We start from the raw sequence: 11,647 nt of genomic DNA, 5'->3' as shown, positions 1-11,647 counted from the left end.
GCGCGCGCCCGAGCGCGCCTTAGCTACGAGAGGATTTGCAATGGACTGGTTGACCAACCCGGAAATCTGGGTCGCCTTCTTTACCCTGACGGCCCTGGAGATCGTCCTCGGCATCGACAACATCATCATGATCTCCATCCTGGTCAGCCGCATGCCCAAGCACATGCAGGCGCGGACCCGGTTCTTCGGCCTGGCCCTGGCCATGGTCACCCGCATCCTGCTGCTGCTGTCCATCACCTGGGTGATGCGCCTCACCGCCGACCTGTTCTTCGTCTTCGGCCAAGGCATCTCCGGCCGTGACCTCATCCTCTTCTTCGGCGGCCTGTTCCTCCTGTGGAAGAGCAGCGCCGAGATCTACCACGGCCTGGAAGGCGAGGAAGAGCAGGACGAAGACGCGCCCACGAAGAAGGGCAGCGGCTTCATCGGCACCATCATCCAGATCGCCATCATCGACATCGTCTTCTCGCTGGACTCGGTGATCACCGCGGTCGGCATGGTCAGCCACGTGCCGGTCATGGTCGCGGCGATCATCGTCGCGGTGCTGGTGATGATGCTGGCGGCCGGCGCCATTAGCACTTTCATCGACAAGCACCCGAGTCTGAAGATGCTGGCGCTGTCCTTCCTGATCGTGGTCGGCACCGTGCTCATCGCCGAGGCCTTCGAGGTCCACGTGCCCAAGGGCTACGTCTACTTCGCCATGGCCTTCTCGCTGGCGGTGGAAGCCATCAACATCCGCCTGCGCGGCAAGGCCAAGGCCCGCGAAGCGGTCAAGCTGCGCAAAGAGCAGATCTGAGCCCAGCGGCGGAACCCACCCGGCTCTCCGCCGCCTAATCCAGCAAGTCCCCACGAGCCCGAAGGTGCCCTGCCTTCGGGCTCGTGCGTCTGTGCAGAACGGTCATTACGATTTTGTGACAAGCTCGCCAGGAGCTCTTGGACACGCGCCGGGAGGGCGCCACGATGCTGACACTGCTCAATCTGCTATCCGCTGTGGCCCTGCTGGTGTGGGGCACCCATATCGTGCGCACCGGCATCCTGCGGGTATACGGCGCCAGTCTGCGCCGGGTGCTCAGCCGCAGCATGCAGCGCATGCCGCTGGCCTTTCTTTCCGGTATCGCCGTCACCGCCCTGGTGCAGAGCAGCAACGCCACGGCGCTGCTGGTGACCTCCTTCGTCGCCCAGGGCCTGGTGCCGCTCACCCCGGCGCTGGCCATCATGCTCGGCGCCGACGTGGGCACCGCGCTGATGGCGCGGGTGCTGACCTTCGACCTGTCCTGGCTGTCGCCGCTGCTGATCTTTCTGGGCGTGGTGTTCTTTCTCGGTCGCAAGCAGACCCGCGCCGGCCAGCTCGGCCGGGTCGCCATCGGCCTGGGGCTGATCATCCTGGCGCTGCAGCTGATCGTCGAAGCCGCCTCGCCGATGACCCACGCGGCCGGGGTCAAGGTGCTGTTCTCCTCGCTGACCGGCGACCAGCTGCTTGATGCCCTGACCGGCGCGGTCTTCGCCATGGTCTCCTATTCCAGCCTGGCTGCGGTGCTGCTGACCGCCACCCTGGCCGGCTCCGGGGTCATCTCGCTCAAGGTGGCGCTGTGCCTGGTGGTGGGCGCCAACCTGGGCAGCGGCGTGCTGGCGCTGATGGGCGCGGCCAAGCAGGGCGTGGAGGCACGGCGGGTGGCGGTGGGCAGCCTGCTGTTCAAGCTCGCCGGCTGCATCCTGGTGCTGCCCTGGATCGGCCTCTTGGCCGACTGGCTGCAGGGCTACGACTTCAATGACGCCGAGGTGGTGATCGGCTTCCACGTCGCCTACAACCTGGTGCGCTGCCTGCTGTTCCTGCCGCTGACCGGGCCCCTGGCGCGCTTCTGCACCGCCATGCTGCCGGCCAAGGACAGCGCCGAGACCATCCTGCGGCCGCGCCACCTGGACACCGCCGCCCTCGACACCCCGGCCCTGGCGCTGACCAATGCCTCCCGCGAGCTCCTGCGCATGGGCGACGTCATCGAGCAGATGCTGCAGCACCTGCTGGTGCTGATCAACGCCGGCGACAAGCAGCTGGCCCGCGAGGTGCGCCGTCTCGACGACGACGTCGACGCCCTCTACACGGCGATCAAGTTGTACCTGGCGCGCATGCCGCGCGACGACCTGGACGAGCGCGACAGCCGGCGCTGGGCCGAGACCATCGAACTGGCGATCAACCTGGAGCAGGCCGGCGACCTGATCGAGCGCATGGCTAGCGACGTCGACAGCAAGAAGATCGCCGCCCGCCGTTCCTTCTCGGCTTCCGGGGTGGACGAACTTTCCGCCCTGCACCGGCTGCTGGTCGACAGCCTCAAGCTGTGCCTGTCGGTCTATCTCTCCGGCGACCTGGACGCGGCGCGCCGCCTGCGCCGGCTCAAGCAGCGCTTCCGCCTGCTGGAGCGGCGCTATGCCCATGCCCACGTCGAGCGGCTGCACCAGCAGGTGGTGGAGAGCTTCGAGACCAGCTCCCTGCACCTGGGCCTGCTCAGCGACATGCGCCGGGTCAATTCGCTGTTCTGCAGCATCGCCCATGGCGTGCTGGAGGCGGCCGACGCCGGCTACGCCACCGAGCACGAACTGCCGGTGGAAGGGCGGGAGGAGTCGGGTGGGGCCTGAGGTTGGGTTTAATGGATGAGGCTGCACCGTCATCCACGCGACTGATCTGATCTTGTCAGTACCAATGAAGTTGAGCGCCACTTCGGATGGCCCCCTCTCCCCTGGGGAGAGGGCTGGGGTGAGGGAGCCCCCTGCTGCGAACTCCCAGTGGAAAAGGCTGCGCCGTTTTCCACGCTACGGCTGCCGGTGGAAGGACGCGAGGAGTCGGGCGGGGTTCGAGGCCGCGGTTTGACGCGCGGGTTCGTGGATGAGGCTACGCCGTCATCCATCCTACGGGGCTTCAATGATTTATCGCGGCCATGGCGGTCCGCCGAGGCGGCCGCTCCTACAGATGGCTGTCTGCTCGCATTATCGCGGCCACGGGCCGCTCCTACAGAAGCATCACACCCTGTAGGAGCGGCCCATGGCCGCGATAACCCCTTCGCTCACTGCACCCGGCTATCGAGCTTCTGCAAGATCCGCCACGCCGTCTCGATCCGCGCCGGGATCGGATAATTGCGGTTGGCCAGGATCACCAGGCCGAGCTGGCGCTCCGGGACATACAGCGCATAGGCGCCGAAGCCGTTGGTGGAGCCGGTCTTGTTCAGCAGGCGGGCGCCGCTCGCCGGCAGGGGCGGGTGTTGCCAGTCCACCGGTTGCGGCTCCAGGGCCATCGCCGGGGTGTTGCCGGCCACCAGCTGGGTCTTGGCCAGCGGATAGGGGTAAGCCTCCCAGCCCAGGCCCTGGGTCAGGGGGCCACTGCGGTAGTAGCCCTGCTGGGTGGCGTCGAGCGCCTTGGCCAGGGGTGCCGGCAGCCGACCGGGATTGAGATTCGCCTCGACGAAGGCGAGCAGATCGCCGGCGGTGGTCTTGATGCCATAGGCCTCTTCGGCATAGACACCCGGATTGACCCGCAGCGGCTGATCGTTCTTGCCATGGCCCCAGGCATAGTGGGCCTGCTCGGCCGCCGGCACCTGCAGATAGGTGTGATCGAGTCCCAGGGGCTTCAGCACGTGGCGCTGCAGAGCCGTGGCGAAGGGCTCGTCGAGCCGCTGGGCCGCCAGGGCGCCGAACAGGCCGATGCTGGGATTGGCGTAGAGGCGGCGGCTGCCGGCGGGGAAGGGCGGCTGGAAGGCGCGGTAGAAGGCCGTCGCCTGATCGTCCGTGGTGACGCTATCGGGAAATTGCAGCGGCAGGCCGCCGGCGCTGTAGGTGGCCAGTTGCAGCAGGCTGGCCTGGCCGATGGCGCTGCCGGCCAGGGCCGGGCGGACCTGCGCGGCGGACTCGTCCAGCCGCAGGCGACCGATCGCCGCCGCGTAACCCCCCAGGGTGGCGGTGTAGGTCTTGCTCAGGGAGCCGATCTCGAACAGGGTGGCGGCGTCCACCGGCTGGCCGCTGCGGCGGTCGGCGGTGCCGAAGTAGTAGAGCCGGCGCATGCCCGGGGCGCTGACGCCTATCGCCAGGCCCGGGATGTCCTGCTCGGCCATCACCGCGCGAGCGGCGGCGCGGACCTCGTCGTCGAGGGGATTGGCCGCGTTGGCCAGGAGCGGCAGGGCCAGGCCCAAGCCGAGCAGCAGGGAAAGACGCGGGAAAGCCGACATGCGGGAGCCATTCCTGAAGAGGGGAGACCAGGAGTCTAGCCGAGCGGTGCGGCACCGGTATGAGACGCGGCCAGCGTTGGAAGATTTTACCGCCGCTGCTGTCCATGGCTGGCTGGAGCCCGGTCCTCGACTGGACTACAGTCGCCTCTCACCTTTTCCAGGAGTCATCCCATGTCCGCTGCCCCCCTCGTCGAACAGATCCAACTGGGTCAATTGCCCGTCTGGCGCATCCGCGTCGGCCAGGCCGAAGCCCTGGTGGCCTGCCAGGGCGCCCATGTGCTGCGCTACGGCTTCGACGGCGAACCGGACATCGTCTGGGGCAATCCGGAAGCCGTGTTCGAGCCCGGCACCCCGATCCGTGGCGGCATCCCGGTCTGCTGGCCCTGGTTCGGCGACCTGCTGAAGAATCCGCCCGCGGTCCAGGCCATGTGCACCACCACCGCGGACGCCCCGGCCCACGGCCTGGCGCGGCAGGTCGCCTGGCAGGCCGGCGGCGTCGAGGTGGACACCGACCGGGTGCGCCTGGACTTCCACCACCGCACCTCCGCCGAGACCACCCCGGGCTGGCCCCATGCCACCGAGCTGACCCTGAGCCTGAGCGTCGGTGAGCGCCTGGAGCTGACCCTGAGCGTGCGCAATCTGGAAGATCATCCGCTAGTGCTGAGCCAGGCGCTGCACACCTATTTCGCCGTGAGCGACGTGCGCGAGGTGGGTATCGAAGGCCTTGCCAATGCCGACTACTACGACTGCCTGGACGGCTGGACCCGCAAGCGGCAGAACGGCGAGCCCACCATCACCTCCGAGACCGACCGGGTCTATGTCGGCCTGCCGGCCCGCCTGGCGATCCGCGATCCCCAGTGGCAGCGCCGGCTGTTCGTAGAGACCCGCAACAGCCATTCGGCGGTGCTGTGGAATCCCTGGATCGACAAGGCCGCGCGCCTGAGCCAGTTCGCCGACGACGCCTGGACCGGCATGCTCTGCATCGAGACCGCCCGGGTGATGGACGACGTCCTCACCGTGGCACCGGGCGCCTCCGCCGAGATGGCGGTGAGCCTGTGGCGCGAGGCGCTGTAAGGGACTGAGCGGGCGCCTGGGTCGGCCCTCACCCCGACCCTCTCCCGCAGGGAGAGGGGGCGCTTAAGGGGGAATTTGGTGCGAAGGGCTTGGGGCTTGGAGCTGTTGGGCTTCAAGCGCACCCTCACCCTGGCCTTCTCCCAGAGGGAGAGGGGATGCTCCGATAGGCTTTGGCGTGCTGGGTATTGGCGCATGCGCAGGGCTCACGCCTGGCGTGGCAGGGTCACTGCCGTGCTGCGGCGTATATCCAAACGCCCCCCTCTCCCCCAGGGAGAGGGCCGGGGTGAGGGAGCAGCCACCCCTCAGGCGACGATCACAACTCCTCGCACAGATTCCGCCCGATCCACTCGGCCACCGCCGCGCGCTCCAGGCCGCAGCCGAGCAGGGCGTGCAGTTTGCCCAGGGCGGCTTCGCGGGTCATGCCGCGACCGGAGATGACCCCGGCGTCGGCCAGGCCGCTGCCGGCGGCGTAGGTGCCCAATTCCACGGTGCCACGGGCACCCTGGCTGAGGGCGACCACGGGGACCCCGGCGTCGCGTAGTTCAGCGAGGGCGGCGAGAAAGTCGGCGTCGTCCGCCGGCCCCGTGCCGCTGCCGTAGCACTCCAGCACCAGCCCCTGTACACCACTGCCCATCAGGCCGCGCAGGACCGCGCCATCGACCCCCGGAAACAGCGGCAGCACCGCCACCCGCACCGGCTGGCGCGGCTGGTTGAAGCGCAGCGCGGCAGGTGCGGCGACGAGGGCGTCACCGCTGCGCGGCCGGGCGCTTGCCACGAAGGCCTTCCAGCCGCTGCTGGCCTGCTTGGTGCAGCGCGCCGCGGGCAGGCGTTCGCCATGGAATTGCACCTGGACTCCTGGCGCCAGTCCGCTCGAGAAGGCCGCGAAGCTGTCGGCCAGGTTGCCGTCGGCATCGCTGTCCGGCACGCCGGCCGGCAGCATGGAACCGGTCAGCAGCACCGGAATAGTCAGGCCCAGCAGGCGGAAGGCCAGGGCGGCGGCGCTGTAGGCCAGGGTGTCGGTGCCGTGCAGCACCAGCACGCCGCGACAGGCCGGATCGGTGGCCACGGCCATGATCGCCTGGGCCATGCGTTCCCAGGCGGCGGGGGTCATGTTGGCGCTGTCGATCAGCGGCAGCAGTTCCTGCAGTCGCCAGGCCGGATTCCCCAGCTCCGGACGGCTGGCCAGCAGGGCCTGGATGCGCGCCTCGAAACCGGCGGCCGGAGCCAGGCCGGCAGCGGTCGCCTGCATGCCGATAGTGCCGCCGGTGTAGAGGATGTGCAGGTAGGGTGAGCTCATGAGGGACTTCCTGATAAGACTGCCCCCACACGGGGTGGGGGCAGGAAAGCGGTCGCGGTCCGGGTCAGCGCGACCCGGTGGCGGCGGTCAGTGCGCCTGGCGCGGCTGGGCGGCGCGTGCTTCGGCGACGGTCTCTTCCAGACGCTCCAGCGCCGGCCAGGCCTGGCGATCCAGGTCCAGGTCGCGGAACTGGTCGGCGTCGAACACCGGCTGGTCGACCCCGGCACGGCGCTGGGCGTCGTAGTCGTTGAGCACGCGCATGCCGACCTTGATCAGCATGGCCAGGGCGATCAGGTTGACGAAGGCCAGGCAGGTCATGGTGATGTCGGCGAAGGCGAACACCGTGGTCAGGTTCTGCATGGAGCCCCAGCAGATCAGCACCAGCACCAGGCCGCGATAGCCGAGCAGCACGGCCTTGCCGCGGCCGAGCAGGTAGCGCAGGCCGTTCTCGCCCAGGTAGATGTTGTAGAGGATGCAGGTGAAGACGAACAGCGACAGGGCGACGCTGATGAAGATGCGACCCCAGTCACCGACCACCGCGGCCAGGGAGTTCTGGGTCAGGACGATGCCATCGCCTTCGAAGCCCGGGGTGTAGAAGCCCGACAGCAGGATCAGCAGCGCGGTGCAGGTGCAGATGACGAAGGTGTCGAGGAAGACGCTGAAGGCCTGCACCACGCCCTGGGCGGCCGGGTGCTTGACCGCGGCCACGGCGGCGACGTTGGGCGCTGCGCCCAGGCCGGCTTCGTTGGCGAAGACGCCACGCTTGACGCCCATGGTGATGGCGGCGCCCAGCAGGCCGGCGAAGGCCGGTTCCAGGCCGAAGGCGCTCTTGACGATGGTCAGCAGGGTGCCGGGGACCAGGTCGATCTGGGTGACGATCACATAGAGGGTGACGGCGATGTAGGCCAGGGTCTTGACCGGCACCAGGATGTCGGAGACCGCGGCGATGCGCTTGATGCCGCCGATGAACACCAGGCCCAGCAGGATGGCCAGGGCGATCCCGGTGTACTGCACCGGCAGGCCGAAGGCGTTTTCCAGCGAATGGGTCACGGTAAAGGACTGCAGGCCGACGAAGGCGAAGCCGTAGGTCACCAGCAGCAGCGCCGAGAAGGCCAGCGCCATCCAGCGCTTGTTGAGGCCGTGCTGGATGTAGTACGCCGGACCGCCGACATAGAGGCCGTCGCCGTCGGCGCGCTTGTAGACCTGCGCGAGGGTGCACTCGAAGAAACTGCTGGCCATGCCGACCAGGGCGGTCACCCACATCCAGAACACCGCGCCGGGGCCGCCCAGGGTCACGGCCAGGCCCACGCCGGCGATGTTGCCGGCACCGACGCGACCGGCCAGGCTGAGCATCAGCGCCTGGAAGGAGCTCAGGCCATCACCGCTGTTGCGCAGGGAGTCCTTGAACACGGTGAACATGTGCGGGAAATGGCGCACCTGCACGAATCGCGAGCGCAGGGTGAAATAGCTGCCCAGGCCGACGATCAGCACGATGAGCACGTGGCCGGACAGGAAGTCGTTGAGCATTTCTAGGTAGTGCATGAAGAATCCTCGAGCATGCTAGTGATGCTCCAAGGCCGGCTCGCAAGCCTTGGGGCTATTATTGTGGAATATCCCGCCCGGGTCTGCTCCCGTCGTGGGGAGACGACGGCAACAGGCGCTGGGACGGGTCGGTCCGGGTGGAACGGGCAGTAGGTCGGACCGGGCGCCTAGATTCGGCTATCCCACCGGCGTGAACAATTCCGCGCCTCGCTTCAAAATGGCGCGACTTGATGCTAGTTTTCTGGCCGTCTGTCAAGCTCGGGCCGGACTCATGAGCGACTTTTCCGCCAATTTGCAGCTGCTCTGCCAGCGCCACCGCTCGATTGCCGCCGTCTGTCGCGCCGTCGGCATCAACCGCGCCCAGTTCAATCGCTACCTCAACGGGCAGAGCCGTCCGTCGCCCTACAACCTGCAGCGGCTGGCGGAATTCTTCGGCCTGCCGGTGGGCGATCTGCAGCTGCCACAGCGGCAGTTCGCGGCGCGCCTGGGCGCGCCGGTCGGCCAGGAAACGGGGTGGGCCGGGCAGGCCCTGGCCCTGTTCGGCGAGCGTCAGGAAGGCCTGGCGCGCTACCAGGGCTACTACCACGAATACTATCCGTCGCTGTCGACGCCGGGCGTGGTGCTCTGCGGACTGGTCTGGCTGTTCGCGGAAGCGGGCGTCTTCCGCTACGTGCGCTTCGAGCGCCTGCGTCGCCGCGGCGAGACCACCAGCCAGGCACGCTTTCGCTACCTGGGCCTGGCCATGAGCCTGGAAAGCCGGCTGTTCTTTACCGACTACGAATCCCTCACCGGCAACGAGCTGTCGCAGACGGTGCTGCTGCCCAGCGCGCGCAACCGCATCGATCGCCTCAACGGACTCAAGCTGGGCGTCAGCGCCTCCGACCGGCGCGAGCCGGCCTGCACCCGGGTGGTCTGGGAGTACCTGGGCACCCGGCCGCCACGGGGTCGGGCCTATGCCCGCATCGGCCTCTACGACTGGCAGGATCCCAGCCTGGACGACGATCTGCGCCAGCGCCTGGCCAGCATGGTCCTGATCGATCGGGTCTATCGCCTGGGCTAGAGGGATTCTTCCATCGCTGGGTGGCAGCGATCGCAGTCCTCGAGGATGGCGCGGTCGCGCCCGGCTTGCTTGGCCCAGTAGAGCTGGCGATCGGCGGCTTCGATAAAGCTCTCGGCAGAGTCGTGATCCGGCCGCGCACAGGCGCCGCCAATGCTCACGGTCACCCGCGGACCGGCCTGGGGCCCGAGGTGGGGGATCTCCAGGCGCCGTACCGCGTCGAGCAGGCGCTGCGCCAGCTTGGCGGCATCCTCTTCGCGCGACGGCGTGCAGAGGATGGCGAATTCCTCGCCGCCGTAGCGGGCCAGGCAATCGCCGGCGCGCAATTCGGCGGCCAGGGCGCTGGCGACCTGTTGCAGGCAGCGATCGCCCGCCGGATGCCCATAGCGGTCATTGAAGGCCTTGAAGTGATCGACGTCGATCATCAGCAGGAGTAGCGGCCGGGGCGGGGGATGGGCCAGGGCGGTGGCCAGGGCCTGCATCAGCGCCCGGCGATTGGCCACGCCGGTCAGGGGATCGGTGGCGGATTGCTGCGCCAGGAAGCGGTTGGAAGCGGTCAGCTCTTCGTTGCGCAAGCGGTCGCGCAGGATCAGCAGATAGCCCTGACGGCGGGCGCGCTCCATCCAGAAGTTGTTGAGCAGGGTAAAGCTCGCGGTGGCGAACGCCAGGGTCATGACCAGCGACGCCTCCAGGGCCGGCAGGGTATGCATCTGGGTGGCCAGACCGATGGCCAGCAGGGCGATCAGGGTGTGGACCGCGGCCTGGCGCAGGGGTGGCGCGATGCAGCTGTTGGTGAAGAGCGTCATCAGCGGCATGGTCGCCAGCCAGAGGGCGCGATGCGCGGCATCGGTGGCCTCGACGTCGAGCAGCGGCGGCGCATAGGCCAGCAGGCAGGGCAGGATACCCAGCCACTCGCGCGCGGGATGTTCGGCGGGTATCAACCCGAGCGCCAGCAAGACCAGCCCGCCGCCGATCACCACCAGCGCGCTGAGCAGGCTGATGAGCCAGAAGGCATCGGTCATCAGGATCCAGTCCCAGATCGAGAAGCTGGCGTAGGCGAGGATGGCCACGGTCAGGCTGATGCGCAGGTGCCGCCGGCGCGAACGGGCGATGTCGTGCTGGTAATGCCGTTCCAATACCGGTTCGAAGCGCAGGGCCCAGAAAGGCCGAGCCAGCGCTCGGGTGAGGGCGAGACTGAGGGACATGACGCCGTACCTGGCAGGTAAATCCAATGGGTCACTTCAGCACAATAAGTCCCTTAGCGCGATAGAGGGTTCCCGGACGCGGGGATGTAACTGCCGAATGGTAGCCATTGGCTACCATTCGGATGATCGTGGAGGATTCGACCTTCAATTACCGGCCTTGATGCGACTCCAGGCACGGGTGCGGACCCGCTCGATGGGCTGCGGCAGCGGCTGCACCACATAGAGCTTCTTGAGCATCTCCGGGGTGGGCACCAGGTCGTGGTTGTCGCGGATGGCGGCGGTCACCAGCGGCATGCCCGGCTTGTTGGCGTTGGGGTAGCCGAGGTAGTCGCTGATCCCGGCGATCACCTTGGGCTCGAGCAGGTAGTTGATGAAGGCATGGGCCTGGTCGACATTGGCAGCACTGGCCGGAATGGCCCAGGTGTCGAACCAGATGGGCGCGCCCTCGCGTGGCAGACGCCAGTCCACCACCACGCCGTTGCCGGCTTCCTTGGCGCGATTGCCGAACTGGTAGAAGCTGCCCGAATAGCCCACCGCCACGCAGATGTCGCCGTTGGCGATGTCGGTCATGTACTTGGTGGAATTGAAGTAGGCCATGTAGGGGCGGATCTTCAGCATCAGCGCCGTGGCCTTTTCGTAGTCCTTGGCGTTGGCGCTATTGGGATCCAGGCCCAGGTAGTGCAGCACCACCGGCAGGATGTCCGAGGGCGAGTCCAGCATGGCCACGCCGCAACTCTTGAGCTTGGCCATGTTCTCCGGCTTGAACACCAGGTCCCAGCTGTCCACCGGTGCGTCCGCCCCCAGCGCCGCCTTGACCTTGGCCGGGTTGAAGCCGATGAGGATGGTGCCGTACATGTAGGGCACGCCGTACTGGTTGCCCGGGTCGTTGACCTCCAGCAGCTTGAGCAGCTCGGGATCGAGATTCCGCCAGTTGGGCAGCTTGCTCTTGTCCAGCTTCTGGAATACGCCGGCCTTGATCTGGGTTTCCAGGAACTGGTTGGAGGGAATCACCAGGTCATAGCCGGAGCGGCCGGTGAGCAGCTTGGCCTCCAGCGACTCGTTGCTGTCGAAGGTATCCCAGGTGACGCGGATGCCGGTCTGCTTGGCGAAATCCTTGGGCGTCTCGGGCAGGATGTAGTCGGCCCAGTTGTAGACCCGCAGTTCGCCGGGATCGGCGGCCTGGACGGCGGTGGCGAGCAGGGCGCCACCGAGCAGGGCGGTGAGCGGACGCAGGAGGCTGTGCATGGTCGGATTCCTCGCGATA

Annotated in this window: 9 protein-coding genes; 4 read left to right on the top strand and 5 right to left on the bottom strand. The window is 67.7% G+C overall.

The features are described from left to right. The first annotated feature begins 40 nt into the window (after positions 1-40). Both POR01S_RS07455 and POR01S_RS07450 read left to right on the top strand, forming a co-directional pair. On the top strand, positions 41-793 hold the full coding sequence (locus POR01S_RS07455; protein WP_027598678.1) for a TerC family protein: 753 nt from the start codon (positions 41-43) through the stop codon (positions 791-793). A 164-nt stretch (positions 794-957) separates the two neighbouring features. Further along, entirely contained in the window at positions 958-2,628 is a 1,671-nt protein-coding gene (locus POR01S_RS07450; protein WP_027600470.1) for a Na/Pi cotransporter family protein, read from the top strand. 425 nt (positions 2,629-3,053) lie between these two features. Here POR01S_RS07450 and ampC read toward each other — a convergent pair whose 3' ends face one another. Further along, positions 3,054-4,208, bottom strand: coding sequence for a class C beta-lactamase (gene ampC / locus POR01S_RS07445; protein WP_042134900.1), 1,155 nt, complete (start codon positions 4,206-4,208; stop codon positions 3,054-3,056). Between the two features lie 171 nt (positions 4,209-4,379). On the opposite strand from ampC, the gene POR01S_RS07440 reads away from it, so the two are divergent. Next, complete coding sequence (locus POR01S_RS07440) at positions 4,380-5,282, top strand: D-hexose-6-phosphate mutarotase (protein WP_042134898.1); 903 nt, start codon at positions 4,380-4,382, stop codon at positions 5,280-5,282. A gap of 313 nt (positions 5,283-5,595) precedes the next feature. Here POR01S_RS07440 and POR01S_RS07435 read toward each other — a convergent pair whose 3' ends face one another. Together POR01S_RS07435 and POR01S_RS07430 are read right to left on the bottom strand one after the other, a co-directional pair. Then, entirely contained in the window at positions 5,596-6,579 is a 984-nt protein-coding gene (locus POR01S_RS07435; RefSeq protein ID WP_042134896.1) for an asparaginase, read from the bottom strand. Between the two features lie 87 nt (positions 6,580-6,666). Then, positions 6,667-8,121, bottom strand: a complete 1,455-nt coding sequence (locus tag POR01S_RS07430) for an alanine/glycine:cation symporter family protein (RefSeq protein ID WP_037006575.1) — start codon at positions 8,119-8,121, stop codon at positions 6,667-6,669. Between the two features lie 271 nt (positions 8,122-8,392). Here POR01S_RS07430 and POR01S_RS07425 point away from each other — a divergent pair, with 271 nt between their 5' ends. Continuing rightward, positions 8,393-9,181 carry a helix-turn-helix domain-containing protein gene (locus POR01S_RS07425; protein WP_042134893.1) on the top strand — a complete coding sequence of 263 codons (789 nt, stop codon included), beginning with the start codon at positions 8,393-8,395 and terminating at the stop codon, positions 9,179-9,181. Here the strand turns inward: POR01S_RS07425 and POR01S_RS07420 are convergent. Both POR01S_RS07420 and POR01S_RS07415 read right to left on the bottom strand, forming a co-directional pair. Beyond that, positions 9,178-10,383, bottom strand: a complete 1,206-nt coding sequence (locus POR01S_RS07420) for a GGDEF domain-containing protein (RefSeq protein WP_042134891.1) — start codon at positions 10,381-10,383, stop codon at positions 9,178-9,180. The genes POR01S_RS07425 and POR01S_RS07420 overlap by 4 nt on opposite strands. A 144-nt stretch (positions 10,384-10,527) precedes the next feature. Continuing rightward, positions 10,528-11,628, bottom strand: a complete 1,101-nt coding sequence (locus tag POR01S_RS07415) for a polyamine ABC transporter substrate-binding protein (RefSeq protein ID WP_042134890.1) — start codon at positions 11,626-11,628, stop codon at positions 10,528-10,530. Positions 11,629-11,647 lie beyond the last annotated feature (19 nt).

Source organism: Pseudomonas oryzihabitans NBRC 102199, assembly GCF_000730625.1.
GTDB classification, from domain to species: Bacteria; Pseudomonadota; Gammaproteobacteria; order Pseudomonadales; family Pseudomonadaceae; genus Chryseomonas; species Chryseomonas oryzihabitans.
This window is presented reverse-complemented; position numbering and strand designations above follow the sequence as displayed.